The sequence below is a fragment of the Aeromonas sp. QDB56 genome (assembly GCF_027705505.1).
GTDB lineage: Bacteria > Pseudomonadota > Gammaproteobacteria > Enterobacterales > Aeromonadaceae > Aeromonas > Aeromonas caviae.
The window spans coordinates 1-26,387 of sequence record NZ_JAPDBZ010000017.1; the positions used below are offsets into that span (position 1 = coordinate 1).

Consider the following 26,387-nt stretch of genomic DNA (forward strand, 5'->3'; position numbering starts at 1 on the left):
CGTTCAGGAGACCATCATCGACGTTCTCGGCCCTCGATACCGGCAGATTTATTCATGAAGCGGGTGCGGAATGTCGGTAATATCAAAGCGGGCTACCAGAACTCAGTGCATCGCCTTGGCACGGGCGATGGCATTGGCGGGCATCCGGTTGCCGAGCCGGCTGAGCAGGCTCGCCGCCTTCTGGTGCATGGCCTTGTCACCGATGACGGCGCCGTGCAGCCAGTGATACGCCTCCTCGTAATCCAGCGGACTCCCCATGCCCTGCAGCAACATCTCCACCCACTCCATCTGTGCCCGTAAGAAGCCGAGGCTCGCGGCTTCCCGCATCAGGGTCTCGGCCCGCACCAGATCCTTCTGAACCAGGATCCCCTTCCAGTAATAGCGGCCAAGCTGTTCCAGCGCCGGCGCCAGCCCCTGGTTGGCGGCCTCCCACATGTACTGCACCCCGATCTGGGCGTCCGGCTTGGTGCAAACCCCCCACGCCAGCATGTCTCCCCAGAGGAACTGATAGGCAGGGATCTTCATCACCGAGGCCCTCGCCTCGATATCCTGGGTGAGCTGGCACCTGTCCTGCTTCACCCGGGCCAGATGGCGCCCCTGCTCTATCCAGTTGAGCAGTTCGTCCTGGCGATAGAGCGGCACGGCCTGCAACTCTCCCGCAGCAGCGGATGCCTGCGTCGTCGCCCTGGGCAGCGGCGCAGCTGCCGGTGCGGACGGCACAGGTGCGGATGCGGATGGCGCCTGGGCTGGAACTGCTGACACAGGGAGGGATGGCGTGGCGACAGAAGAGGCTGGCGTCAGGGCTGGCTGGGCCGATGATGAGGCCGGTGACAAGGATGCAGACGCCGCGGATGGCGGCGCGGCTGCAGCCGCCACCGCCTGGGTGGGCGCGGCGGCCGAGGTGGACTCCGCCCCCTGCAAGGGTAAGCTGCACACACCGATAATGGCGATGAGGGTTCTTGGTTTTATCATAGGGATCTCCTGCTGCCTTCTGTTATCGGCAGCCAGGGCCATCTCCTTAGCCCGCTACACCCAACCCCGAAAATGACAAAGGGGAGCCTGGGCTCCCCTTGCGGTCGACGTAGAGACTTACTTGACGAAGTCGACGCCCAGCTGGATGTCAGCCTTCAGGGTGGCCAGCATGCTGTCCATCGCTTCCTGCTCGAAGGCGCTCAGCTTGCCGTAGTCCAGCACGGTTTCGACGCCGTTCTTGCCGAGCAGCACCGGCTGCGCGAAGAAGGTGGCGTGCTCACCGTTGCCTTCCACATAGGCACACTCGATGACGTTGGCTTCCCCTTGCAGACCCTTGATGAGCGACAGACCGAAACGGCAGGCTGCCTGACCCATGGAGAGAGTGGCGGAACCGCCACCGGCCTTGGCTTCCACCACCTCGGTACCGGCATTCTGAATGCGCTTGGTCATGGCAGCCACTTCCTCAGCGGTGAAGCTGGCGCCTTCAACCTGGGAGAGCAGCGGCAGAATGGTCACGCCACTGTGACCGCCGATGACGTTGACACGTACCTTGTCAACGTTCAGGCCCTTGGCTTCGGCCACGAAGGTCTCGCCACGGATCACATCCAGGGTGGTCACGCCGAACAGGCGACGCTTGTCATAGACACCGGCTTTCTTTAGCACTTCGGCGGCGATGGCGACCGTGGTGTTGACCGGGTTGGTGATGATGCCGATCAGTGCTTTCGGGCAGGAAGCAGCACACTTTTCCACCAGGTTCTTGACGATCCCGGCGTTGATGTTGAACAGGTCGGAACGGTCCATGCCGGGCTTGCGCGCCACGCCGGCAGAGATCAGCACGACATCGGCGCCGACCAGAGCCGGGCTCGGATCTTCACCGCAGAAACCTTTTACTTTCACGTCAGTCGGGATGTGGCTCAGGTCCGCCGCCACGCCCGGAGTGACCGGGGCAATGTCATACAGGCTCAGTTCGGAACCGGCAGGCAGGCGGTTTTTCAACAGCAGAGCGAGGGCTTGGCCGATGCCACCGGCGGCACCCAGAACGGCAACTTTCATGATCAACTCCATGTCTAAGCGTAGGTTTAAGGTTGTTTCTAGTTGGGTTAATGCTGATTCTTATTGTGCGCCTCACCTTAAAGGATCCCCTCCTAAAAAACAATCTGATAACAGTTGTAATCACGGGTTCTGTGAGCCAGGGAACAAGCGGCGATGAAAGCGGAGAGGAATATGCGATAAATGGGAGGAAAGACACAGATTTCCTGTGCTCCCCTCACCATTAAGAGGTAAATGTGACTGCTTCAGGACTGGAAAGCCAGTGCCCGACGCTCACACCAGCGGAAACCAATTGTTAACAATCCATTCATGGTCAGATAGAGCGCTCCGGCCACGGTAAACACCGCCAGGGTGTCATAGGTCTGGGCGTTGAGACGCTGGGCCAGCCCCATGATGTCCATGATGGTGATGGTACTGGCGAGCGAACTCCCCTTGAGCACCAGGATCACCTCGTTGGAATAGGCGGGGACCAGCCGACGGGCGGCATGGCGGGCCTTCATCCACAGGGTCTGTCCGGCGGAGAAGCCGAGCGCACGGCAGGCCTCCACTTCACCGGCGGGGATGGCGTCGAGCGCCCCCTTAAACAGCCGGGTGGAGTAGGCTGCGGTATTGAAACCGAGCGCCAGCACGGCGCAGAACCAGGGTTGCTTGAGCAGCGGCCAGAGCGGCCCCGCCTTGAGCCATTCAAACTGACCAGGCCCGTAGTAGATGAGGAAGATCTGGATGAGCAACGGCGTACCGGTAAAGACCAGTACCCAGAGCTGCACCAGCTGGGTCGCCACCGGAATGCGACGCTCCAGCACCCAGGTCATGCCGGCCGCCATCAGCACGCCCAGGAGCAAGCTGAATGCGGTGAGCTGCAAGGTGATCGCCAGCCCTCCCAGCAGGGTCATCAGGTAATCCTGCATGGTCAGCCTCCGTAACGGCGGGTATAGCGGGACGCCTGCTTCAAGCCGAATTCACTCACCAGACTGATGGCCAGATAGATGAGGGCGGCAGCGGCGTACCAGGTGAAGGGTTGATAGGTGCTGGCCGACGCCATCTGTGCCTGACGCATCATCTCGTTTACCCCGATGAGGGAGACCAGAGCGGTGTCTTTGAGCAGCACCAGCCACTGGTTGCCGAGCCCGGGCAGGGCGTGACGCCAGGCCTGGGGCAGCACGATGCGAAAGAAGGTGTGCCCCTTGCCCAGGCCGAGCGCCTGCGCCGCCAGCCGCTGCCCCGTGGGCACCGCATTGAGGGCGGCACGCAGGGTCTGGGTGGCGTAGCTCGCAAACAGCAGGGAGAGCGCCAGCACACCGCAGGCGAACGGGCTGAACTCCACATACTCCCCGGTGATGAGGAACAGCACCTGGGTCGAGCCGAAGTAGATGAAGAGCACCACCAGCAACTCGGGCAGACCACGGATCAAGGTGGTCAGGGTGGCCACGGGCCACACCAACGCACGCTGCTTGCTCAACTCAGCCGCACTGAATGCCAGTGCCAGCACCATGCCACCGACCAGGGATGCCAGGGCCAGCCCGAGGGTCATCCAGGCTGCATCCAACAACAGGCTCAACATGGCTTACTGCGCGAAGTACTTGTCATAGATCTTCTGATAGGTGCCGTTGGCCTTGATCTCGGCCAGCCCCTTGTTCAGCTGGGTCAGCAGTTCCTGGTTGCCCTTGGCCACCGCGATGCCAAAACCGGTACCGAAGTACTTGGCGTCGGTCACCGGGGTACCGACCACGGCGTATTCCTTGTGCTGCTTGAGCCAGTCGGCGGCCACCGCCGTATCGGCAAACACGCCGTCAGTGCGGCCATTCATCATGTCGAGGAAGGCGCTCTGGTAGCTGGCGTAGGGCACGGTCAGCAGACCCTTGCTCACCCAGTTGTCCACCAGATAGGACTGGTGAGAAGTGCCGTTCTGCACGCCAACTGTCTTGTCCACCAGATCGTCCGGCCCCTTGAAGGTCTCTTTCTTGGCGACGAACACCGCGGAGTTCTCGTAATAGATGTCGGAGAAGTCGACCTGGGCAGCCCGCTCCGGGGTCACGTCCATGGCGGCGATGACGGCGTCATAGCGACGGAACTTGAGGCTGGGGATCAGGCTGTCGAAGGCCTGGTTGTGGAAGCTGCACTCCAGCTTGGCCTGCTCGCAGACCGCGCGGGCCAGATCGATGTCAAACCCCTGGAACTCGTTCTTGTCATCCAGGTATTCGAACGGCGCATAGGTTGCCTCGGTGGCGAACTTGATCTCTTTGGCCAGCACAGAAGTGCTCAGCAGACCCATGGCGGCGATCAGCAACAGACTCTTTTTCATGACAGCTTCCTTATCGACTCAATATCAATGCATCAAGAATTCGGCAAACCGGCTGGTTTGCGGGGACTGGAAGATGGCGGCGGTGCCGGATTCGATGATCCGCCCCTTCTCCAGATAGATCACCTGACTGGCCACCTTGCGGGCGAACTCCACTTCGTGGGTCACCACTACCTGGGTGATGCCGGTCTGGCTCAGGGTGCGGATGATCTCCGCCACCTCTTTAGTAATTTCGGGATCCAGGGCAGCCGTCGGTTCGTCAAACAGCAGCACCTGGGGATCCATCATCAGGGTCCGGGCAATCGCGACCCGCTGCTGCTGGCCACCGGAAAGCCGTGCGGGCCAGGCGTCCCGTTTGTCGGCCAGTTGCAGCTGGGCCAGCAGATAGGCCCCTTTCTCGATGGCCGCCTCGCGGCTCATGCCGAGCACCTTGACGGGCGCTTCAATCAGATTCTCCATCACGGTGAGGTGCGGCCACAGATTGTACTGCTGGAACACCATGCCCACCTTGCGGCGCAGCGCCTGTGCCTGACGGTTGAATTCGGCAGTAGAGAGGCTGGACGGGAAAGAAAATTCACTGTCTGCGATGCGCAACACACCGGCATCCGGCGTGTCCAGCAAGTTCATCATGCGCAGCAGAGAGCTCTTGCCTGCCCCGCTCGGGCCCAGCAATACCAAGGTCTCGCCGGGAGCAGTCCGAAAGCTCACCTGCTGCAGTACCGGCACCTTGTGCCAGGATTTTTCGATGCCGATTAATTCGATACCCATACAGCCCAATTGAATAAGTTTTCAAAATTTCGTCCTGATTCTAGCGCCAGCATAAGTTGATGCAAGCTATATTTGAATCAATATGCAGAACAAGCGCCGCTTCCTTGCCAAAACAGGCATATGAATGCAAAATAGCAGCGCTGTTCGTATCTACCGCCTGAGCGTGACAGGCGGTCACTCCCCTCATTCGTGAGTCCAAGATGAAACATAACGACAAGCAAGAAAAACTGGCCAAGGCCTTTAAAGCCTTGCTGAAAGAGGAGCGTTTCGGCTCCCAGGCAGAGATAGTGACTGCCCTGCAAGAGATGGGCTTCGAGAACATCAACCAATCCAAGGTCTCGCGCATGCTGAGCCGCTTCGGCGCCGTTCGCACCCGCAATGCCAAGATGGAGATGGTCTACTGTCTGCCGGTGGAACTGGGCGTGCCCACCACCTCCAGCCCCCTCAAGAACCTGGTGCTGGATGTCGACCACAACGGCGCTCTGGTGGTGATCCACACCAGTCCCGGCGCAGCCCAGCTGATCGCCCGCCTGCTTGACTCCCTCGGCAAGGCCGAAGGGATCCTCGGCACCATCGCCGGTGATGACACCATCTTCATCACCCCGACCAGCGATACCGACATCGAGGAGCTCTACCTCTCCGCCCTCGAGCTGTTCGAGCAGACGCCCTGATCCGATCGCCTTGGGCGATCCGCACAAAAATCCCGGCCTTGGCCGGGATTTTTTGTTTTGAGCGGTCGGCAGGCCGGGTTTATTTGCCCTCGGCCACCAGAAAATCGACGGAAGGGGCGAAGAAGGCCGCGCCGGTCACCGCCCGGGTGAAGCGCAGCAGGTGGTCGAAGTGGCTGCCTTCCCCTTTGTACATGCTGGCCAGCATGGCGTTGAAGTGCAGCGGCGTGCGGCAGCAGGAGATGAAGTAGAGCCCCTGCTCGCTCATGGTGCCCCAGGGCATGCTCTGGCGCAGGATCTCCATGGACTCCCCCTTCGGGGTCTTGAGGTTGACCCGCTTGATGTGGGAGGTGAGCGGCTTGTCGGCGGACTCGTATTCGATGTTGTCGACCTTGGTGCGGCCTATGATGTCTTCCTGCTCCTTCAGGGCCAGCTTCTCCCAGTCGCTCATGGCGTGGACCCAGCGCTGCACGTGGATGTAGGAGCCACCGGCGAACTCGCCGCCGTCCAGCAACGCCACCTCGGCTCGGTGCTCATCCTGCGGGTTCTCGGTGCCGTCGACGAAACCGGTCAGATCCCGGCAATCCTGGTTGCGAAAACCGCGGACTTCCTCGGCCAATTCAACAAGCCCGGCCAGCAGGGCCATGACGCGATGACCGGCATGATGCAGCACGTCCACCCGATCAGCACGCAATTGTACGAAGAGATCGAACGGGGTATTGGGGGCCTCCTGACCGTTGGCGGATTGCGCCATGAAACCGCGGAACTGGGGCGGCCGGGCGGCAGGATAGAGATCATCCCAGGCGTCGGCCCCGACGGCGACCAGACCGCTGAAAGCCGCATCGGGGAAGTCGGCGCTCACCGCCTCCCAGAGTGCTGGCAGGCTGGCAAGGCGGGAGGTCAGGGCAGCGGCGTCACCGGTGCGATTGAACATCAGATAGAGGGCGTGCAGATTCGGCTCTGCGCAGATCCCGGCTTGGGCTTTCATGTCTCTCTCCAAGTGCGTTGGCTATGGGCGTGGCGCGATTATAAACCAGCGCGCTTCCAGTTCATTGATTTCATGACAATACCACGCACTCAGGGCAAGGGGTCAAACAACACCAGGGCATGAGGCGCCACGGTCACCCGCGCGCGCTCCCCTTCCAGGGGCTCACCGATGCTGGCTTCCAGTTGCTGGCCGCCACACTCCACCAGTACCCGGCAGTGATGGCCCAGGAACTGTTGCTCACGCACCCGGAGCTCACCGTCATCCGCCGCCGTCAGCGCCAACTGCTGGGGTCTGAGCATGAGCTGCAGCCGCTCCCCCACCGCGCGGCCATGGGGCTCCTGACCGCAGATGGTTCCAAGGAGGGTCTGCACGCAGTGGCTGTCCACCACCTCGGCCGCCAGATAGTTGACCCCGCCGAGAAACTCCGCCACGAAGCGGTTCCCGGGGCGGCGATAGAGCTGCTCCGGCTCCCCCACCTGCTCGATGCGACCGGCGCGAAACAGGGCCAGCCGATCGGCGAAGGCGAAGGCCTCTTCCTTGCTGTGGCTGACGAAGATGGCGCCAATGCCCTGCTGTTTGAGCAGGGTGCGGATCTCGAGGATCAGCTTCATCCGCACCTGGGTGTCGATGTTGGAGAAGGGCTCGTCCAGCAGCATCAGGCGCGGCTTGCACACCAGGGCGCGGGCGATGGCCACCCGCTGCTGCTGGCCGCCGGAGAGCTGATGGGGATAGCGCTCCCCCAATCCCTGCAGGTTGACCAGCGCCAGCGCCTCTTCCACCTGCTGCAGGCGGCTGCCGCGATCCTGCCCGGTCAGGCCGAAGCCGACGTTCTCGGCCACCGTCAGGTGAGGAAAGAGAGCGTAATCCTGGAAGATCATGCCGATATGGCGGGCCTCCGGCGGCACACTCACGCCGGGGGCATCGAGCAGGGTCTCTCCCAGCCGGATCTCCCCCTGGGCCAGGGGCAGCAGACCGGCCACCGCCTTGAGCAGCGTGGTCTTGCCACAGCCGCTGGCCCCCAGCAGACAGACGATCTCGTTGTCGGCCACCTGCAGGGAGAGCTGCTCCAGCACGGGGCGGCCATTGTAGTGACAGCTGACCTTCTCGATATTCAGGCAGGACAAGGTTCTTTTCCTCTCGCGTAGTGATGCCGGACGGGGCCGCTCAATGGCCTGGACCATCCAGGGTACGGTTTATCCACAGCAGGGGAATCAGCCCCACCAGCACGATGACGATGGCACCGAGCGCCCCCCGCTCCAGCATCTCGTCCGAGACGAACTGATAGACGTGGGTCGCCAGGGTTTCGAAGTTGAACGGCCGCAGCAGCAGGGCGGCGGGCAGCTCCTTCATGGATTCGATGAACACCAGCATGGCGCCGGCAAAGAGGCCGCGGCGTACCAGCGGCAGGTGAATGCGACGCAGCATGCCGCCCGCCCCCTGCCCCAGAGAGCGGGCCGCCATGTCGAGGCTGGGGGAGATCTTGCTCATGCTGCTCTCCACCGACCCGATGGCGATGGCGACGAAGCGCACCAGATAGCCGAACACGATGGCGGTGAGGGTGCCGGTCAGGAGCAGACCGGGGCCCGGCATCCCGAGCCACTCGGCCAGATCGTTGATGCCAAAATCAAGGGCCGTGAGCGGCACCAGCACGCCGATGGCCAGCACGGTCCCCGGCATGGCATAGCCCATGGCGGCGAGGCGCAGGGGCAGCAGGCTGCGAGTCCCCCCATCGAGGCGACGGAAGAAGCCGAGCAGCAGGGCAATGGCCATGGCCAGCAGGGCGGTCAGGGCCGAGATGGCGAGGCTGTTGCCCGCAAAGCGCACGAATTCGGGCGTCCACGACAGCGCGAAGTAACGCACCCCGTAATCGAGCAGGATGACGAACGGCAGGGCAAACCCCGCCAGCACCAGGCCCCAGCACCAGAGCCCGGCCAGCACGCCCCTCAGGCCCCCGAGGGGGTAACGCAGGGGCTGCTCGAAGCCCATGGACTTCTGGAACACCTGCTGGCGCTGGCGGGAGCGGCGCTCCAGCGCGATGAGCAGCACCACCGCCAGCAGCATCAGACAGGAGAGCTTGGCGGCGGTCGCCAGGCTGCCGTAGCCGAGCCAGGTGTCGTAGATGGCGGTGGTCAGGGTGTTGATGGCAAAGAAGTGGACGGTGGCAAAGTCCGCCAGAGTTTCCATCGCGACCAGAGATGCCCCCACCATGATGGCCGGGCGGGCCAGGGGGAGGCTCAGGCGGCGAAAGCTCTGCCAGGGGGTGCAGCCGAGCAGACGGCTGGAGTGAATGAGGCTGACCGACTGCTCCAGGAAGGAGGCCCGTGCCAGCAGATAGACATAGGGGAAGAGCACCAGCGCCAGCACCCAGGCGGCGCCCCCGAGGGAGCGAATGGCCGGGAACCAGTAGTCGGTCGGTCCCTGCCAGCCAAACAGGGCACGCAGCCCCGCCTGCAGCGGGCCCGAGTAGTCGAGCAGGTCGGTATAGACGTAGGCAACGATATAGGAGGGCATCGCCATGGGCAGCATCAGCGCCCATTGCAGGGCGCGGCGCCCCGGCACCTCGCACATGGCCACCAGCCAGGCGGTGGGCACTCCGAACAGCAGGCTGAAGCAGACCACCCCCAGCACCAGGCCGGACGTGTTTCGCAGATAGTCGGGCAGTACGGTATCGGCGAGGTGGGCAAACAGTTCCCCATCAGCCGAGAAGGCGGAGAAGACCAGGGCGAGTACCGGCAAACCCAGCAGCAGGGCGGTGGCCCAGCTGCCGGCAATCCATCCAAAATGTTTCATGAGTCCACAGAAGTTGATGGGGCCGTTGGCCCCATCTGATTACAAGTCGAATTTCACTTCATCCAGCAGTTGCAAGGCGTCCTTGCGGTGCTTGGCATAATCGCTGACCGGCATGGGGTCAGACTTGAACGTGCCCCAGGACTTGACCATGGCAGAAGGCTCGACCCTCGCCTTGACCGGGTACTCGGCATTCACATCCGCATACATGTGCTGGGCGGTATCCCCGGAGAGGAACTCCATCAGCTTCTGTGCTGCGTCCTTGTTCTTGGCATACTTGGTCATGGCCACGCCGCTCACGTTGACGTGGGCACCGCGATCACCCTGGTTCGGGAAGTTGATTTCCACCGCGTCGGCCCAGGACTTCTGCGCCGGGTCCTTCAACATGGCACCCAGGTAGTAGCTGTTGCCCAGGGAGACATCACAGATGCCGTCCTTGATCGCCTTGACCTGATCACGGTCGTTGCCCTGGGGCTTGCGCGCCAGGTTGGCCTTGACCCCTTCCAGCCAGGTCTTGGTGTCCGCCATGCCGTGATGGGCAATCATGGACGAAACCAGCGCCACATTGTACTCGTGCTTGCCGCTACGGGTACAAATTTTTCCTTTGAATTCAGGCTTGACCAGATCTTCGTAGCGGATGGTGTCGAGCTTGCCAAGACGCTCCTTGCTGGAGTAGATGGCACGCACCCGGGTGGTCAGGGCGAACCAGCGGTTGTCCGGATCGCGATAGATGGCGGGGATGTTCTCCTGCAGCGTCTTGCTGTCCACCGGCTGCACCAGGTCCTTGTCCACCAGCTCGGTCAGACGGCTGATGTCCACGGTCAGCATCAGATCGGCCGGAGAGAGCTTGCCTTCCCGTTCCAGACGCTCGTTCAGCCCCTCTTTGGCAAACACCACATTGACCTTGATCCCAGTCTCCTTCTCGAACTGCTGGATGATGGGCTTGATCAGCTCATCCTGACGGTTCGAATAGACGTTTACCTCCTGGGCGGCGAACGCCGACTGGGCGACAAGCGTGGAGAAAGCCAGTGCCAACATCTTCATTTTCATCATCCGTTCCTTGTCTGCGTAAAGAGTGATAACCATTTTCGTTTGCATTCTGCATGAATCGGGAGGAGAGGATCAAGGCTGTTTGCTGGGTTGGAACGATCTATTTAATCAGCGGCCAAACAAAAAGACCGGATGGAATCCCATCCGGTCTTTCGACGACCACCCCTTCACACTGTCGGCAGAACCTGCCCGGACCTTTGCCCGACCCGGCCGGGCAAAGGAGCGTACTCAGAGCGCCTCGTCGTCGCTCTCACCAGTACGAATACGCACCGCTTGCAGCAGGTCATAGACGAAAATCTTGCCGTCACCGATTTTGCCGGTATAGGCAGCCTTGCAGATGGCCTCGATCACCCCTTCGACGTTCTCGTCTGCGGTGGCGATCTCCAGCTTCACCTTCGGCAGAAAGTCGACCTGGTACTCGGCCCCCCGGTATAATTCGGTGTGCCCCTTCTGGCGACCAAAACCCTTCACTTCGGAGACGGTCAGGCCTTCCACCCCCAGGTTGGCGATGGCCTCGCGCACGTCGTCCAACTTGAAAGGTTTGATAATCGCAGTAATCAGCTTCATCTGGTTGCTCCCAATCCATGGTATGTCACGAATGGGTCATCAATTCTTGTGCCAAGTATTTTTATCGTTTATTTTCATATAGATAGATATGACACTCTGAGCCAGAAAGGCTCAGGATCACCAAGGAAGCGCATCTCGCCCCATAATGAGGCACCAAGCTGCACCAGACTCCCTTGATGCACCAAATGAGAGCATCACCCCATGTTAGTCATCTCCAACAGCGTGATCATCCCCTGGCATGAACTGCAATTCCAGACCATGCGGGCCCAGGGCAATGGCGGCCAGCACGTCAACAAGACCGACTCCGCCGTCTGGCTGCGCTTCGATTATCGCGACTCCCCCAGCCTGCCGCCGCTCTACAAGGAGGGACTGGAGCGGCTCAGCGACAGCCGGGTTCACGACGGCTTCATCCAGATCAGGGTCGAGACCCATCGCAGCCAGGACATGAATCGCAAGGAGGCCATGAGCCGCCTGACCGAGCTGCTGAAAAAAGCCGCCTGGCGCCCCAAGGCCCGCCACGCCACCAAGCCGACCCGCAGCTCCCAACGCAAGCGGGTCGATGCCAAGAAACGCAAGGGAGAGATCAAATCCACCCGCGGCAAGCCCGTGCTGGAGTGACCTGCCACAACCCCGAGGACAAGAGAATGCAGTACAGCTTTTGTGAATGTGCCAAGGGGCCCCTGCTCATCGCCATCGATGGGGCCGGGCTGCGCCACGTGGAATTCGTGCAAGGGGAGCGCCCCGTCCTGCCGCAACCGGAGTGGCAGCGGGATGATGCCGCCCTGGCCCCCTTCGTCGAGCAGTTTGTCGACTACTTTGCCGGCCGCCTGCGGCGCTTCGATCTCCCCCTGGCCGCCACGGGCACACCATTCCAGCAGGCCGTGTGGCGGGCGTTGTGCGACATTCCCTACGGCGAGACCGTCAGCTACCTCCAGATTGCAGAGGCCATCGGCAACCCCAGGGCCGTGCGGGCGGTAGGCGCCGCCAACGGCCGCAATCCCCTCAGCATCATAGTGCCCTGCCACAGGGTCATAGGGCGCAGCGGTGAACTGACCGGCTACGGGGGAGGCATCCCCATCAAGCGCTGGTTGCTGGCACTGGAGCAGGAGAGCGCAGACCACTTCGCGCTGACCCCATGAAAGGGTGCGCCTCCTGTCAAATGCGGGTTGCGGGTGCAGGCACCACAGACCGCAGGCCACTCGCGCGGATCCTCTGACGAGCGGCATCTTCATCACATACGAGTTGCTGGGCCCAACAGTAGACCGCAGGCGGCGTTGCACTGCCCATGACGGACAGCATCTCCATCACATGCTGGTTGCTTGCCATCTGGCAGCATGGTTGCGTGATGTGTTGAGCCTGCACCGGGATAATCTGCCGCCAGATCCGCCCCATGGCAGGAGCATGCCCACCGCCCCGATTCATCTTTCCTTTGAGCCGCACAGCAAAATAAATCACTGATTATTTATTTTATTTCAGCATCAATCATTTAAAAATCACATTGCAGCAGCATTTTGAAAATGAACACAGTATGAAGAATCGCCTCAGAAGCGCTTCAGAGAGTATCAGGCATCATGGCTTCACACTTGGATGGGACGGCTCATCCCTCATTCAGGTGACACCCATGTGACGCTTCCAATCTGTCTTTTCCCCGCGCCTCCCCAGAGGCGCTTTTTTTGCCTGCAAGCGGGTGCAAAAAAGCCCGCCGAAGCGGGCAATGACCGGAAGGTGCTGACTTCCAGGGTCTATCAGAGGGCGAGGAACAAGCCTGCCAGGGAGGCGCTCATCAGGTTTGCCAACACCCCCGCCAGGATGGCGCGCATGCCGAAGCGGGCGATGAAGGACTTGCGCTCCGGCACCATGGCCCCCAGGCCGCCGATGAGGATCGCCATGGAAGAGATATTGGCGAAACCGCACAGGGCGAAGGTGACGATGGCCTTGCTCGACTCGTTCAGGGTCTGATCCTGCACCAGGGCAATGAAGGCGACGAACTCGTTGATGACGATCTTGGTGCCGATCAGGGCACCGGCCGCCTGGGCCTGACCCCAGGGGACGCCGATGAGCCAGGAGACGGGGGCAAACAGCCAGCCCAGGATGATCTGGAAGCTCAGCTCCAGCCCCACCAGGTCGCCGGCCCAGCCCAGCAGGCCGTTGAGCAGGGCGATCACGCCGACGAAGGCCAGCAGGGTCGCCCCCACGGCGACGGCGATGTTGAGACCCGCCATGGCGCCATCGGCGGCCGCTTCAATTACGTTGGTGGCGCGGGGGATCTCCACGTCTTCGTGGTGATCTTCCTCTTGCGCGGCGGGCGGCACCAGGATCTTGGCCATGGCAAGCCCGGCAGGGGCGGACATGAAAGCCGCCGCAATCAGGTATTTCAGCTCGACCCCGATGCTGGCGTAGCCCACCAGGGTGCCGCCGGCTACCGAGGCCAGTCCGCAGCTCATCACCGCAAAGAACTGGGAATCGGACATCCTGGAGAGATAGGGTTTGACCACCAGCGGCGCTTCCACCATGCCGACGAAGATGTTGGCGGTGGCAGAGAGGCTCTCGGCGCGGCCGGTGCCCAGCAATTTCTGCAGGCCGCCGCCGAGCAGGGCGATCACTTTGGGCATCAGGCCGATGTGATAGAGGATGGCGATCAGCGCGGAGAAGAAGATGATCACCGGCAGCACGTTGAAGGCGAAGATGAAGCCCAGCTTGAACTTGGCCAGATCCCCGAACAGGAAGGCAATCCCCTCCTGGCCGTAGCCGATGACGCTGCTGACGCTCTCGCTGACACCGTTCAAGACCTGCTGACCGGCGGGCAGCCAGAGCACCAGGGCGGCGAAGAGCACTTGCAGGCAGAGGGCAAAGCCCACTGTTCGCAACGGGATACGACGACGATTATCAGAGCAGAGTGCGGCCAGGGCCAGGATGCTCAGGATACCAAGCAGGGCAATCATGGGGATTCCATCCAGTGAGGCTGAAGATGGGCGCGGATTCTGCTCCCCTCCCCTCACCGCCGCAACCCCGCCGGGTTACAACCCTGTTAGCAAAAACGTTTGCACGATATCGGTTGCGCCAACTGACTGATTTGACACAACTTTGAAACCGCACTCACGCCAGTGTTCTTGTATGGAAACGATTATTCCTCGGTGCCGGACAATTTCCCCCCGAGCCAGGGTGCGAGTCGCTGCGCCCAGTAGGGCCCGGGTCCGAAGCTCTCCTTGAGGAAGTCGATGAAGAGGCGGATCTTGGGATCCAGATGCTCTCGCCTGGCATAGACGGCGTGCACCGCCATCTTCTGGTTCGGTTGCCACTGGGGCAGCAGAGGGATGAGCTGACCAGATTGCAGCTCCTTGTCCAGCAGGTAGTTGGCCACATAGGCGATGCCGAGCCCGGCCAGGGCGGCGTCCCGCACCGCTTCCGCCAGATCCACCCGATAGTTGCCCGCCACCTGCACCGTCTGGCGCTCCTTGCCCTGGCGAAATGACCACTCGTGGTAACGTCGCTCCCGGCTCTGGTAGGTGATGCAATTGTGATGGGCCAGATCCCTGGGGTGCAGTGGCGTGCCGTGACTCAGCAGATAATCCGGCGAGGCCACCAGCACGAAGCCGATGTCTGCCAGTCGCTGCCCTACCAGGGACTCGGGTTTGTCCTCGTAGGTGGTGATCCAGAGATCCAGCCCCTCATCCACCAGATTGGTGCGGTGATCGAACAGGGACACCTCCAGCTCCAGATCCGGATAACGTGCCTGAAACGCCTTGAGGCGCGGGATCACGTGCAACCGCCCGAAGGATTGACCCACCCCCAGATGGAGCACGCCGCTCACCTTGCCACGGCGCTCCGCCACCATGGATTCCGCCTCCAGCGCCACCGCCACCAGAGCGCGGCAGTGGCGGGCATACTCCTGACCCAGTTCGGTGAGCCCGAAACGACGGGTAGTGCGCTGTACCAGCTGGGCGCCGAGCGCGGTTTCCAGCAGGGCGAGCTGCTTGCTGATGTGGGATTTGGAGACCCCGAGTCGGCGCGCAGCCGCCGAGATGCCCTGTTCACGAACCAGGGCATCGAAGATCACCATTTGGGGAAGACGTTGCAGCACGGTGTCACCGGAGTAGATGGCGGGGCCGCATTATTCCAGAGCGGCCCGCCATGGGGTAGGGTCAGTGCCCCAGGGCATCGATGATCTGCTGTTTGAGAGGATCATCCGACGGATTCTGGTTGGCGCCATAGCTCGCAATCAGCTTGCCGTCCCGCCCGACCAGGTACTTGTGGAAGTTCCAGTTGGGCGCATCACCGTCGGCAGCAGCGGCCAGCCCCTTGAACAGCGGCACCGCATCCGAACCCCGCACCGCCACCCGGTTGAACATGGGGAAGGTCACCCCGTAGTCCCGGCGGCACACCTCGGCGGTCTTGTTCTCGTTGCCCGCCTCCTGCCAGAAATCGTTGGAGGGGAAGCCCAACACCATCAGTCCCTTCTCCTTGTAGCCCTGATAGAGGGCTTCCAGATCCCGGAACTGACCGCTGTAACCGCAGTAGGAGGCGGTGTTGACCACCAGCACCACCTTGCCCTCGGTCAACTGGCAGAGGTTGTGGCGCTGGGTGCTGTTGAGCTCCCGCATCTCCACGTTGAAGTAATCTGGGCAGGCGGCAGAGACCGCGCCCGAGCCGAGCATCAGCAGCAGGGTGAACCATTTCATCGACGTGACTCCCATTGTTTTGTCCATCATACGCAAGACCCCGGAATCTGGTTCAGGGATCAGTGCAGGGGGATCCCGGTCAGCCAGCCGTGTCCCCAGAAGATAAGCAGAGCCGTGAGCGCCAGCCCCGCCCCCAGACTGATCCCCGTCCCCTGCCAGGTGGCGGCGGCACGGGGGTGACGACCCCACTCCCGCATCGAAATCCAGACGATGCTGATGAGAGCCCAGAGACCGAGCCCGCCAAACAGCACCAGAGAACGCGCCTCGCTGTTCACCGCCAGATGGGCCCCCGACCAGAGCAGCACCCCGAGCAGCTGGGGATGCACCAGCCAACGACGGAAATGGTTCGCCCCCTGCCCCGCACACAGCAGGACAAGGGCGATCGGCATGATCCCCATCACCAGGGTGGGCCCCCAGACAGGCAGAAAATAGAGGGGCATGGGACTGGCACTGCGCCAGCCTGCGAGGATGCAGCCGATGGCGACGAACACCAGCAGCGAGAAGAGCCCCTTGTAGCGGTTCTCCCCCAGCCGAGCCCGCAGACGGGCGCGGTGCTGTGCCGCGAAACAGGGGTAAAGATGAGTCAGGGTGAACAATACCACCCCCAGGGTCAGCAGGATCATGGCTTGCTCCTCGCATATTGCCCCCCGGAATGGGAAGCCCTCCCTCAGGCGGGCCTTGTTTCTCGTGGCTCCCTCACTGTCGGGAGATCACTATGCCGCAAAGCCCCTTGTCAGAATACAAAAACCATATGAAAGACAGCAGGATAATAAAAAAAGCCGACCCAGGGATCGGCAAGTGCGTCAGAGGTGCCACGCCGGGCCGCTCACTCTGCTGCACGGGGCAGGGTCAGGCCGATGCACCGCATCGGCCAGGAGAGAGGGTCATTTGCGCAGCAGGTAGAGAGCCGCCACGTTGCGGGCCGTGAGCTGCAGGTTGGTGGTGGCGGTGGCCAGCGCCTCCGGCAGGGACATGGCCCGATTGACCACGGCGAACACCGCATCCAGCCCATGCTCGTGCACCACGCCGCAGTCATCGGTGAGGCATCCGGCGATGCCGATCACCGGCTTGCCGAACTGCTTGGCACAGCGAGCTACCCCGATGGGCGTCTTGCCATGGATGGTCTGGCTGTCGATGCGGCCCTCGCCGGTGATGACCAGATCCGCATCGGCCACCGCCTCAGCCAGGTTCAGCGCCTCGATGACGATCCGGATGCCGGGTTTGAGCTCGGCGCCGAGCAGCCCCACCAGGGCTGCCCCCATGCCGCCTGCGGCCCCCGTTCCCGGGATCTCCTTCACCTGCTTGCCAAGCGCCTGCTCGATGCAGTCCGCGTAACGGGCCAGATTGGCATCCAGTTCGGCCACCATCTCGGGAGTTGCCCCCTTCTGCGGACCGAACACGGCGGACGCCCCTTTCGGGCCGCACAGCGGATTGTCCACGTCGCAGGCCACCTCGATGGTGAGTCCGGTCAGACGGGGATCCAGCCCGCTCAGGTCGATGGTGGCCAGCTCGGCCAGACCGGCACCGCCCGGCGCAATGGGGGAACCATCTGCTTTCAGGAGCTTGCCGCCGAGTGCCTGGATCATGCCAGCACCGCCGTCATTGGTGGCGCTGCCGCCGATGCCGAGGATGAGGTGGTTCACCCCCATCTCCAGCGCGGCCAGGATCAGCTCCCCGGTGCCGACACTGGAGGTGAGCCGCGGATTGCGCAGCTCGGGCGCCACCAGATGGAGGCCGGAGGCCGCCGCCATCTCGATGACGGCGCGCTTGCCATCCCCCAGCAGGCCCACGAAGCCCTGCACCCTGTTGCCGAGGGGGGCGGTCACCTCGACCGGCAGGATGCGACCACCGGTGGCATCCACCAGAGACTGCACCGTCCCCTCGCCGCCATCGGCCATGGGCAGCTTGACGTAGGTGGCATCCGGCAGCACCTGCTTGAAACCGGCCTCGATGGCATCGGCCACCGCCATGGCGCTCAGGCTCTCCTTGAATGAATCGGGGGCGATCACAATTTTCATATCAGTTCCTTAGGCGAGGCCAAACACGCCAAACATCAGGGTGGAGACAACGGCGATGGTCAGACCGACCGCGGTTTCGTAGGGGATGAGCTTGAGTCGCTCGCCGACGCCCATGTGGACGCTGCCGCCGGTGGCATGGAAGAAGGAGCCGTGGGGCATGTGGTCAAACACGGTGGCGCCGGCGTGGATCATGGCGGCCCCTGCCAAGCTGCTGATCCCCAGTTCAATCAGAGTGGCGCTGAACACGTTGGAGGCCACCACGGTCCCGGCCGTGGTCGAGGCGGTCGCCAGCGACATCAGGGCACCGGAGATGGGGGCCAGCAGATAGGAGGGCAGACCGGAGGCGGTCAGGCCGCTGATGAGCACATCTTTCAGGCCGGAGTTGGCGATGATGCCCGCCAGGGTACCCGTCCCCAGCAGCATGATGGCCACCGGTGCCATGCGGGCCAGGCCCGAGACGGCAAACTGGTTCACCTTGGTGAACTTGCCCATCATCAGGGCCCCCACCAGGCCGCCGAGAGGCAGCGCAATGAGCGGGTCCACCACGATGCCGGCGATGGGACGCAGGGCCAGCAGCAGGATGGCGACCAGGGGCGCACTGATGGCGGCGGCAAAGCCGGGCAACTTGGCACCGTCAACGCTCACCACCTCGTCGGCGGCCACCTTGCTGCCCCGGTTGTTGAGGCGCTTGGCGAGCCAGTAGGCCATCACCAGACCGAACAGGCCGGGAATGATGCCCGCCGCCATCACCGAGGTGAGAGGCAGGTGGAAGGCATCGGCTGCCGCAATGGCGTTGGGGTTGGGAGACATGACGTTGCCCGCCTTGCCACCGCCTATCATCGCCAGCAGGATGGCAGCCTTGGAGAGATCGGCACGGCGGGCGATGGCCAGCGCAATGGGGGCGACCGTGATGACGGCCACGTCCACGAAGACGCCGACCGCGGTCAGGATCAGGGTGGCCAGCGCCAGTGCCAGCAGGGCGCGGGTTTCGCCGAGTTTCTTGACGATGGTCTCGGCGATGGTGGTGGCGGCGCCCGATTCGATGAGCACCCCGGCCAGCACACCCGCCGCCAGGATCCGCATCACCGCCGTGGTGATCCCCTGGGCGCCGCCGATCATCAGAGCGACGGTCTGGGTCAGGTCGGCGCCACCGATCAGGCCACCGGCCAAGGCACCGACAATCATGCCGTAAGCGGGCGGCACCTTCTTCAGGATGAGGAAGATGGCGATGGAGAGCGCGGCGAGCGCGCCGAGCGCGGAGACTGGGATCATGACGGGCACCTTGTTGTTGTAATGAGTGGCGTCATTATGGGGATCCCCGCCTGGAATGCTTTGGCCATAAAACCAAAAAAAGCATTTACCGGCCTTGTATTTTTGTTGGAAAAGACAAATCAGCTATCGAGACTGAGCCCGAGATAGAGCAGAAACTTTTCATCTAACTTGTTGAAATTCAAGCCGGTTATCTGCTCTATCCGGGTCAGTCGATAACGCAGGGTGTTGGGGTGAATGAACAGGGCTTCGGCACAGGGATGCAGATCACAATCCTGCAAGAAATATTGGCGCAGCGTCTTTTGCAGCGTTCCCTTTGTGTCCTCCTGCGCCAGCTTTTGCAGCGGAGCCCGTAGCTGATCCGCCTGCCAGGAGTCCGCCAGGGTGCCGAGCAGCACTGAAAGCCGGTAATCCTCGAAGAAATAGACCTGCTTGCGGGGCGACTGGCGCATGCCACGGCGCAAGGTGTCTCGCGCCGTCTGGTAGGAGAGTGCCAGCCCGGGGATGTCGGCGAAGTAATCACCCACCCCGATGCGAACCTTGAAATGGGGAATACGGGAGAGCAGCTGCCGGATCCGGCTGCGCTCCTGCGCCGACTGCCAGACGCCTTCGCTGAGCTGGGCGGGTTTGAGCACCACTATCTCGTCCAGGCCGTTGATGGCCACCAGGTTGTCCCGCTCCGGGTTTTCCAGCAGGTGAACCAGCTCCCTCACCTGGGCGGGCTCGGCCTCCTCCAGCGCCAGCACGGCCACCACCCGGGGCTGGGCGAGATCCAGCTCGAGGAAGCGGGCCACCTGTTGCAATTGATCGGCCCGCCCTTCGCCGCGAATGAGCTGCAACACCAGCTCCTCCTTGTGGCGCTTGTCCCACTGCAACTGCTCGGTGAGCGCCGCCTGTTCCAGGATGAGCTCGGCGGTCATGCGCACCAGCTCGGCGTAAGCACGCACGATGTCCGGATCCCCAGAGATGCCGATGACACCGAGCAGCTCCCCCTGATAGGCGATGGGCAGGTTGATGCCGGGCCTCACCCCCTTGAGCTCCCGGGCGGTGGCCTCGCTTATCTCCACCACCCGGTTCTCGGTCAGGGCCAGCACGGCCCCCTCGTGGCGCTGGTGCAGCCGCTCCGGATTGCCGGACGCAATGATGAGTCCCCGTTCATCCATGACGTTGACCGAGAACGAGAGGATCTTCATCGCCCGGCTGACTATCTGATGCGCGAGCGCGTCGTTGAGCTGCATTGCCTCTCCATACCATTCGTTGACAGGGTCCCCGGCGTGCGCCATCACCGGGATCACCCGTTAAAGATCCCACATCATCAAGACAAGCGCGGGGGGGATCGCTAGAATAGGCCACTTTACGCTATCAGTGCCCCACCATGGATCAAGGATCCGGCATCATGCCGCTTTGCGCCGTGGTGGTTTCACCCTCCGATATGGACTCCGCTATGGATTATGAATTTCGCCGCGACCCGTTCGGTGGCTATCGCGCCCGGTTCTCCATGGGCCATGAAGCCATCGGCCAGTGGTTGATCGACGAGGTGGGCAAGGACGAGGAGAAGCTCGACGAGCTGTTCGCCATCATCGACCAGCTCTCCAGCCGGGCCCGCACCGAATACCGGCTGCTGGGGGGCGACTACTCCCTGCTGCTGACCCACGAGGAAGCCGAGGTGAAGGCCAATGTCCTCAATATCGAGCAGGACGAGGATCTCGACGATCTCGCCTACTACGATGATGAACAGCTGGCCATGTGCGGGCTGGAAGATTTTGCCCAGGTACTCGGCTCCTGGCGCGCCTTTATCCGCAACGAGGATATGGGCTGATTACCCCCATTCGGGCGAGCATGCCCCTTGCAACCCAACAGGATTGACTATGTCCATTTACGATTTTGATGACGAACTGCCGGAAGACGAGCTGGATCAACCGAAGAAACCCGCCCAGCCCAAGAAGAAGGGCAAGCAGGTGCTGAACACCCAGGTCAACCTGAGCCCGCGCGATGCCAGCCGCCTGAACGGCATGCACGTCGAGGCCATCACCACTCTGGATGACGTCAGTCTGCCGAAGAACGTCATCTTCAAGGCCGGTCTCATCGCCCTGGGCGAGCTGGAAGCCAGCAAACGCGCCGACATCATCGCCCGGGTCATCGCCGAGTCCGGTCGCTGATACGGGAAGGCCATCGCCTCTCTCGGTGGCATCTTGCCGCCGCTCAAGCCGGAGCCCAGCTCCGGCTTTTCATTGCGCGTCTTCTGCCGGCCAGTCCCTTTTCCTTGAACCAGACCATGGGGATCGTTAAGGTGCGCCCTTCATTCATACAAGGAGACTCGATGTTACCACTCCCCGATATTCTCATCTGGCTCGTCCTGGGGCTCGCCGTACTCTGCTGCCTCGCCCGCCGGACCAGGCCCGGCATGCTCCTGCTGGGACTAGCCCTGCTCACAGCCCTCTGGCTTGAGCGACTCGCGCCCCTCGCCGCTCTTGTCAGCCTCGCCGGTCTGCTGCTGGCCTGGCGTACCCCCACCCTGCCCCCACCCTGGCGCGGCGTCGCACTGACGCTGGTACTGCTGTGGTCCCTCGCCCTGACGCTGCATCTGGTGCCCGGCTTTGACAATCTCAGGGTGCTCGACAAGGTACAGGCGGGCCCGGCCAGCGTGCCCTTCACCCTCTACCTCAATCTGGACAAGCCGCTCATTTTCTTCGCCCTGCTGCTGGCCATCACCGGCCTGCTCGGCCCGGGTGGAACGATGCGCTGGCGGCCGCTGGCCCTGCTCATCCTGCCGCTCGCGGCCCTGCTCATCACCGCCTGGCAACTGGGCGCCCTCAAACCCGAAGCGGGACTGCCCCACTGGTGGTGGCTGTTCGCATTCAACAACCTGCTTTTCACCTGTGTGGCGGAAGAAGCGCTGTTCCGGGGATGCATCCAGCAAGGGGTGGCAAGCCGAAGCACGCCCTGGGCAGGTCTCCTGGTCGCCAGCCTGCTGTTCGGCGCAGCCCATCTTGCCGGGGGCCCGTTGCTGGTGTTGTTCGCCGCGCTGGCGGGGGCCTGCTATGGCCTGGCGTTCCAGCTGAGCGGGCGCCTCAGTATCGCCATCCTGCTCCACTTCCTGTTCAACTTCGCCCACCTGGCCCTGTTTACCTATCCCCTGGCCAGCCACTGACGTCGAGTACCGGTTCACCGGGCAAAAAAAAATGCCCCGCCCCCGTAGGGGCAGGGCATCTGCATTCACCCTGCAATCTAGTCGACGTAGAAGGTCTGCTGGAAGGTCAGCGTCTGCTGCTGCCCCTCCCCCATGATCTTCAGGGTGAACTGGTAGGTGTCCTCATTGCGATAGGGCAGCACTGCCAGGTAATAGATGGCATTCTCCTCTTTCACCTCCTGAAAATTCAGGGGGCGAAGGGTGCCGGTCAGATTGCGGGCTTCGCCGCTGATCCCCACCGCCTGTGCCACCCCCTGCTTGTTCTGCACCGCGATATTGACGATGCCGTTATAGCGGCTGCGCTCCAGGCCATAGGTCCTGGCTACCTCGGGGGTGAGGAAGCTGGAGTTGAACGCGCTGTAGTGCACTTTCCAGGGGCCCAGCTCCTGCATCTGCTCAGCCCGCAGCGGCAGCGTCATCAGGAGTGCCAGCAGGCAACTCATCCAGGCAGTTTTCATGATGTCATCCCTCTCGTATCAACCCTGATTATCGAGCAAAGCGGCAATCTCGGCGGGGATCTGCTTTGGCGCGTCGATGGCGACCGTCTTGTGCCGACCCAGCTCCCCCCGCAGGATGCGAACCTGCCCCTTGGCCACCTTGCACTGCTTGGCTAGGTACTTGATCAGGTGACTGTTGGCCTGACCATCGACCGGCGGTGCCGTGATGGCCACTTTCAACTCGTCACCGTGCAATCCGATGATCTGATCCCGGCTCGCCTTGGGCTGGATCATCAGATGCAACACCAGCTCGTCCCCTTCCAGCAGGACGGCGGGCATCAGATCATCCACCACAACTGGCCGAACAGATCCCCCATCAGGTAGTTGATGGCCTGCAGCGCGATGAAAGCGACCAGCACGGAGAGATCCAGCCCGCCCAGTGCAGGCAGGATGCGGCGAATGGGGGCCAGGAAGGGTTCAGTGAGCTGGTGCATCACGTATTCAATGGGGTTGCGACCCTGGCTGACCCAGCTCAGGATGGCGCGGATAAGCAGGATCCAGAAGATCATGGAACCCGCTTTCTTCAACACGGTGAGCGTCGCAAACAGACAGAGAGTGAGCCAGTCCGCCTGCAGCACATTCATGCTCTTGAGCAGGACCAACTTGCCAAAGGCGATCAGCAGCGCCAGCAGCACAGAGGCCATGTCCAGCCCGCCAAAACCCGGGATGACGCGGCGCAGGGGCACCACCAGCGGGTTGGTCAGCTTGACCACCATCTGGCTCATCGGGTTGTAGAAGTCGGCCCGCGCCCACTGCAGCCAGACCCGCAGCAGCACCACCATGAGGTAGAGATCAAAGACAGTGTTAATCAAAAAGTAAGCCGTGTTCATCCGGGCTCCTTGCTAAAAGGGATTCAGAAAAGGGTTTCCATTTCGCCAGCCCGGGTAACGGCCGCCTGCATGGCTCTTGCGGTCAGCGGCATCAGCCCCTGCTCCTGGAATGTCTTGACGGCCTCGGCCGTGGTCCCGCCCTTGCTGGTCACCTGCTCGCGCAGGGTCTGCAGCGACAGCTCGGGATTCTGCTCCACCATGGCGGCCGCCCCCAGGGCGGTTTGCTGCACCAGCAGGCGAGCCTGCTCCGGCGTAAAGCCCATGGCCTCGGCCTCCTCGGCAATCGCCTGCATGAACAGGAAGAAGTAGGCCGGGGCACTGCCCGCCGCCGCAATCACGCCGTTGATGCCGGCCTCCTCATCCACCCAGAGGGTCTTGCCCACGGATTGCATCATCTGTTCGGCCACCGCCCTATCGGCCTGCCCGATGGCGGGCGGTGCATAGAGCCCGGTCATCCCCAGTCCCAGCAAGGAGGGGGTGTTGGGCATGGTGCGAATGATGCGATCGTGACCGCCTGCCATCTCCTGCAAGCGTGCGACGCGAATGCCGGCAGCGATGGAGATGAGCAACTTGCCATCCAGCGAGCCAAGCTCGGCCACCAGTGCCGTCAGCATGCCCGCCATCAGCTGGGGCTTGACCGCCAGCACGATCACCTCGGCCTCCCGGGCCGCCTCGGCGTTGTCCTGGGTGATACGGATGCCGAACTGGCTGGCCAGTTCGTCCAGCTTGGGACGGCTGGGATTGGCGGCGATGATACGCTCTGCCGGGTAACCCGCCTGGATGAGGCCGGCAATGATACTGCGGCTCATATTGCCTGCCCCGATGAAGGCGAGGGTTCTCTGCTGCATCAAACACTCCTGTTACTGACATCGCAGCGGATGCCGACCCAGCCTGTGTGGGCTGACAGCATCACACGCGCCTGTTTACCTGAAAAAAAGCACGACCGGGATGTTTCTCGCCCCGGCTCTTGCTCATGAATAGTCACGGGCCCCGAAGATGGCGGTCCCGACCCGCACCATGGTGCTGCCATGGGCAATGGCCGGCTCAAGATCCTCGGTCATCCCCATCGAAAGGGTGTCGACGCTCGGGTATTGTTGCGCAAGTTCGGTGAACAGAGCCTGCATGCGCGCCATCTGGGCCGCCAGCACCCCCTCGTCGCGGGTATGCTCGGGGATGGCCATCAGACCGCGCAACCGCAGCCGCTCGCTTTGGGCCACCAGGGAGGCCAGGCGGAAAATCTCTTGCTCCGACGTACCGGATTTGCTGCTCTCTCCGCTAATATTGATTTGCAGACAGATATTTAGCGGCGCGAGCCCACTCGGTCTCTGGTTGTTGAGGCGTTCGATGAGCTTGTCGCGATCGACACTTTGAACCCAGTCGAACCGCTCCGCCACCAGCTTGGACTTGTTCGATTGCAGCGGGCCGATAAAGTGCCACTCTATGTCTGTACAGGCGTTCTGCTCGCGCAAGGCATCAATCTTGAGCGCGGCCTCCTGGGCGTAGGATTCGCCAAAGCGCCGCTGACCGGCGGCATAGGCAGCCTGAATGTCCCCCAGCGGCTTGGTTTTGCTGACAGCAAGCAACTGGATGTGATCTGGGCTGCGGCCAACACGCCGGGCAGCCTCTACAATACGTTCCTTTACCTGAAGCAGGTGCTGGGCAATCTGGCTCATATTTCGTTCGTAATCTTGTGATGGGAGAATAACAAATCTATGGATATCACAGAGTTATTGGCATTCAGTGTAAAGCATAAGGCCTCGGATCTACACCTCTCGGCCGGGGTCCCCCCGATGATCAGGGTTGATGGGGAGGTTCGCAAGATCAATTTGCCCGCCCTGGATCACCGGGAAGTCCATGCTCTCATTTACGACATCATGAATGACCACCAGCGCAAGGAGCTGGAGGAGAACTTCGAGGTGGACTTCTCCTTCGAAGTACCCGGCATGGCACGCTTTCGGGTCAATGCCTTCCAGCAGGCGCGCGGCTCGGGCGCCGTGTTTCGTACCATCCCGAGCACCGTTCTGACCCTGGACGATCTGGGGGCGCCGGAGATATTTCGCAAGATAGCGGAGTACCCTCGCGGCCTGGTGCTGGTGACTGGACCCACCGGTTCGGGCAAATCCACCACCCTGGCCGCCATGGTCGATTACATCAATGACAACTTCCACCACCACATCCTCACCATCGAGGATCCCATCGAATTCGTGCACGAGAACAAGCGCTGCCTGGTGAACCAGCGGGAAGTACACCGCGACACCAAGAGCTTCAGCAACGCCCTGCGCTCGGCCCTGCGGGAAGACCCGGATATCATCCTGGTAGGTGAAATGCGGGACCTCGAAACCATCCGCCTCGCCATGACCGCCGCCGAAACCGGTCACCTGGTGTTTGGCACCCTGCACACCTCCTCGGCTGCCAAGACCATCGACCGCATCATCGACGTCTTCCCCGGCTCGGAGAAGGACATGGTGCGATCCATGCTCTCCGAATCCCTGCGAGCGGTCATCTCCCAGACCCTGCTCAAGCGTATCGGTGGCGGCCGGGTGGCGGCCCACGAGATCATGCTGGGGATCCCGGCGGTGCGAAACCTCATCCGGGAAGACAAGGTGGCCCAGCTCTATTCCGTCATCCAGACCGGGATGACCCACGGCATGCAGACCATGGACCAGAGCCTCAAGCAGCTGGTCAACCGGGGGGTCGTCGCCTCCCTTGATGCCAAGGCCAAGGCGGTCGATCCCAATACCATTTAAGCTCGCAC

General features: G+C 62.3%; 30 protein-coding genes. 7 read left to right on the forward strand and 23 right to left on the reverse strand.

Features of this window, described 5'->3' with window-relative positions; all coding sequences use genetic code 11:
* Window positions 1–102: 102 nt before the first annotated feature.
* From OKB81_RS04550 to OKB81_RS04575, 6 genes are all read right to left on the reverse strand, one after another.
* Window positions 103–693, reverse strand: a complete 591-nt coding sequence (locus OKB81_RS04550) for a tetratricopeptide repeat protein (protein WP_029313773.1) — start codon at window positions 691–693, stop codon at window positions 103–105.
* 396 nt (window positions 694–1,089) lie between these two features.
* Window positions 1,090–2,025, reverse strand: coding sequence for a malate dehydrogenase (gene mdh, locus OKB81_RS04555; protein ID WP_010673076.1), 936 nt, complete (start codon window positions 2,023–2,025; stop codon window positions 1,090–1,092).
* 242 nt (window positions 2,026–2,267) lie between these two features.
* Entirely contained in the window at window positions 2,268–2,930 is a 663-nt protein-coding gene (artM, locus tag OKB81_RS04560) for an arginine ABC transporter permease ArtM (protein WP_048209073.1), read from the reverse strand.
* 2 nt (window positions 2,931–2,932) lie between these two features.
* Window positions 2,933–3,583 (reverse strand): arginine ABC transporter permease ArtQ, encoded by a 651-nt coding sequence (artQ, locus tag OKB81_RS04565; protein WP_125117090.1) that lies wholly within the window; start codon window positions 3,581–3,583, stop codon window positions 2,933–2,935.
* Between the two features lie 3 nt (window positions 3,584–3,586).
* Window positions 3,587–4,324 (reverse strand): arginine ABC transporter substrate-binding protein, encoded by a 738-nt coding sequence (locus OKB81_RS04570; protein ID WP_010673073.1) that lies wholly within the window; start codon window positions 4,322–4,324, stop codon window positions 3,587–3,589.
* Between the two features lie 24 nt (window positions 4,325–4,348).
* Window positions 4,349–5,089: an ATP-binding cassette domain-containing protein gene (locus OKB81_RS04575; protein WP_041214472.1), complete on the reverse strand. Its 741-nt coding sequence runs from the start codon at window positions 5,087–5,089 to the stop codon at window positions 4,349–4,351.
* Window positions 5,090–5,289: 200 nt separating this feature from the next.
* Here OKB81_RS04575 and argR point away from each other — a divergent pair, with 200 nt between their 5' ends.
* Window positions 5,290–5,760 (forward strand): transcriptional regulator ArgR, encoded by a 471-nt coding sequence (gene argR / locus OKB81_RS04580; RefSeq protein WP_005308670.1) that lies wholly within the window; start codon window positions 5,290–5,292, stop codon window positions 5,758–5,760.
* 79 nt (window positions 5,761–5,839) lie between these two features.
* Here the strand turns inward: argR and OKB81_RS04585 are convergent, their stop codons facing one another.
* The 5 genes from OKB81_RS04585 to glnK form a co-directional block, all read right to left on the reverse strand.
* Entirely contained in the window at window positions 5,840–6,745 is a 906-nt protein-coding gene (locus tag OKB81_RS04585) for a Dyp-type peroxidase (protein ID WP_042864452.1), read from the reverse strand.
* Window positions 6,746–6,834: 89 nt separating this feature from the next.
* Window positions 6,835–7,869: an ABC transporter ATP-binding protein gene (locus OKB81_RS04590; protein WP_104455236.1), complete on the reverse strand. Its 1,035-nt coding sequence runs from the start codon at window positions 7,867–7,869 to the stop codon at window positions 6,835–6,837.
* Window positions 7,870–7,909: 40 nt separating this feature from the next.
* A complete protein-coding gene (locus OKB81_RS04595; RefSeq protein WP_103857974.1) occupies window positions 7,910–9,535 on the reverse strand; it encodes an ABC transporter permease in 1,626 nt (541 codons plus the stop codon).
* A gap of 39 nt (window positions 9,536–9,574) precedes the next feature.
* On the reverse strand, window positions 9,575–10,582 hold the full coding sequence (locus OKB81_RS04600; RefSeq protein ID WP_270661880.1) for a Fe(3+) ABC transporter substrate-binding protein: 1,008 nt from the start codon (window positions 10,580–10,582) through the stop codon (window positions 9,575–9,577).
* A gap of 228 nt (window positions 10,583–10,810) precedes the next feature.
* Window positions 10,811–11,149 carry a P-II family nitrogen regulator gene (gene glnK, locus OKB81_RS04605; RefSeq protein WP_005332325.1) on the reverse strand — a complete coding sequence of 113 codons (339 nt, stop codon included), beginning with the start codon at window positions 11,147–11,149 and terminating at the stop codon, window positions 10,811–10,813.
* Between the two features lie 201 nt (window positions 11,150–11,350).
* Here glnK and arfB point away from each other — a divergent pair, with 201 nt between their 5' ends.
* Entirely contained in the window at window positions 11,351–11,767 is a 417-nt protein-coding gene (arfB, locus tag OKB81_RS04610; RefSeq protein WP_010673067.1) for an alternative ribosome rescue aminoacyl-tRNA hydrolase ArfB, read from the forward strand.
* Between the two features lie 26 nt (window positions 11,768–11,793).
* Window positions 11,794–12,288, forward strand: coding sequence for a methylated-DNA--[protein]-cysteine S-methyltransferase (locus tag OKB81_RS04615; protein WP_052814794.1), 495 nt, complete (start codon window positions 11,794–11,796; stop codon window positions 12,286–12,288).
* Window positions 12,289–12,894: 606 nt separating this feature from the next.
* On the opposite strand, the gene OKB81_RS04620 is transcribed toward OKB81_RS04615, so the two are convergent.
* The 7 genes from OKB81_RS04620 to OKB81_RS04650 form a co-directional block, all read right to left on the reverse strand.
* Window positions 12,895–14,091, reverse strand: coding sequence for a NupC/NupG family nucleoside CNT transporter (locus OKB81_RS04620; protein ID WP_270805134.1), 1,197 nt, complete (start codon window positions 14,089–14,091; stop codon window positions 12,895–12,897).
* A gap of 182 nt (window positions 14,092–14,273) precedes the next feature.
* Window positions 14,274–15,209: a LysR family transcriptional regulator gene (locus OKB81_RS04625; protein ID WP_010673064.1), complete on the reverse strand. Its 936-nt coding sequence runs from the start codon at window positions 15,207–15,209 to the stop codon at window positions 14,274–14,276.
* An 82-nt stretch (window positions 15,210–15,291) separates the two neighbouring features.
* The gene (locus OKB81_RS04630; RefSeq protein ID WP_010673063.1) at window positions 15,292–15,828 is read right to left on the reverse strand and encodes a glutathione peroxidase; all 537 of its coding nucleotides are present in this window, start codon (window positions 15,826–15,828) and stop codon (window positions 15,292–15,294) included.
* A 59-nt stretch (window positions 15,829–15,887) separates the two neighbouring features.
* Window positions 15,888–16,451 carry an NnrU family protein gene (locus OKB81_RS04635; RefSeq protein ID WP_103857977.1) on the reverse strand — a complete coding sequence of 188 codons (564 nt, stop codon included), beginning with the start codon at window positions 16,449–16,451 and terminating at the stop codon, window positions 15,888–15,890.
* Between the two features lie 261 nt (window positions 16,452–16,712).
* Entirely contained in the window at window positions 16,713–17,846 is a 1,134-nt protein-coding gene (locus OKB81_RS04640; RefSeq protein WP_160838493.1) for a glycerate kinase, read from the reverse strand.
* A gap of 9 nt (window positions 17,847–17,855) precedes the next feature.
* A complete protein-coding gene (locus OKB81_RS04645) occupies window positions 17,856–19,118 on the reverse strand; it encodes a GntP family permease (RefSeq protein WP_042014914.1) in 1,263 nt (420 codons plus the stop codon).
* Window positions 19,119–19,237: 119 nt separating this feature from the next.
* Window positions 19,238–20,353, reverse strand: a complete 1,116-nt coding sequence (locus tag OKB81_RS04650; RefSeq protein WP_160838495.1) for a sugar diacid recognition domain-containing protein — start codon at window positions 20,351–20,353, stop codon at window positions 19,238–19,240.
* 206 nt (window positions 20,354–20,559) lie between these two features.
* Here OKB81_RS04650 and OKB81_RS04655 point away from each other — a divergent pair, with 206 nt between their 5' ends.
* The 3 genes from OKB81_RS04655 to OKB81_RS04665 all read left to right on the forward strand — a co-directional run bounded on the left by OKB81_RS04655 (window position 20,560) and on the right by OKB81_RS04665 (window position 22,266).
* Complete coding sequence (locus OKB81_RS04655) at window positions 20,560–20,934, forward strand: YacL family protein (protein ID WP_039039964.1); 375 nt, start codon at window positions 20,560–20,562, stop codon at window positions 20,932–20,934.
* Window positions 20,935–20,983: 49 nt separating this feature from the next.
* On the forward strand, window positions 20,984–21,274 hold the full coding sequence (locus OKB81_RS04660) for a hypothetical protein (protein WP_039039963.1): 291 nt from the start codon (window positions 20,984–20,986) through the stop codon (window positions 21,272–21,274).
* A gap of 161 nt (window positions 21,275–21,435) precedes the next feature.
* Window positions 21,436–22,266, forward strand: a complete 831-nt coding sequence (locus OKB81_RS04665) for a CPBP family intramembrane glutamic endopeptidase (RefSeq protein ID WP_160838497.1) — start codon at window positions 21,436–21,438, stop codon at window positions 22,264–22,266.
* 77 nt (window positions 22,267–22,343) lie between these two features.
* Here the strand turns inward: OKB81_RS04665 and OKB81_RS04670 are convergent, their stop codons facing one another.
* The 5 genes from OKB81_RS04670 to OKB81_RS04690 form a co-directional block, all read right to left on the reverse strand.
* Complete coding sequence (locus tag OKB81_RS04670; protein ID WP_160838499.1) at window positions 22,344–22,763, reverse strand: DUF4426 domain-containing protein; 420 nt, start codon at window positions 22,761–22,763, stop codon at window positions 22,344–22,346.
* An 18-nt stretch (window positions 22,764–22,781) separates the two neighbouring features.
* Window positions 22,782–23,081, reverse strand: coding sequence for a DUF167 family protein YggU (gene yggU, locus OKB81_RS04675; protein ID WP_010673054.1), 300 nt, complete (start codon window positions 23,079–23,081; stop codon window positions 22,782–22,784).
* Complete coding sequence (locus OKB81_RS04680) at window positions 23,081–23,632, reverse strand: YggT family protein (protein WP_010673053.1); 552 nt, start codon at window positions 23,630–23,632, stop codon at window positions 23,081–23,083. Before OKB81_RS04680 ends, yggU begins: the two co-directional genes overlap by 1 nt.
* 23 nt (window positions 23,633–23,655) lie before the next feature.
* Window positions 23,656–24,480, reverse strand: a complete 825-nt coding sequence (gene proC / locus OKB81_RS04685; RefSeq protein ID WP_041210938.1) for a pyrroline-5-carboxylate reductase — start codon at window positions 24,478–24,480, stop codon at window positions 23,656–23,658.
* Window positions 24,481–24,603: 123 nt separating this feature from the next.
* On the reverse strand, window positions 24,604–25,305 hold the full coding sequence (locus OKB81_RS04690) for a YggS family pyridoxal phosphate-dependent enzyme (RefSeq protein ID WP_042864460.1): 702 nt from the start codon (window positions 25,303–25,305) through the stop codon (window positions 24,604–24,606).
* A 39-nt stretch (window positions 25,306–25,344) separates the two neighbouring features.
* On the opposite strand from OKB81_RS04690, the gene tapT reads away from it, so the two are divergent.
* Entirely contained in the window at window positions 25,345–26,379 is a 1,035-nt protein-coding gene (gene tapT, locus OKB81_RS04695; RefSeq protein WP_010673050.1) for a type IVa pilus ATPase TapT, read from the forward strand.
* Window positions 26,380–26,387: the final 8 nt, after the last annotated feature.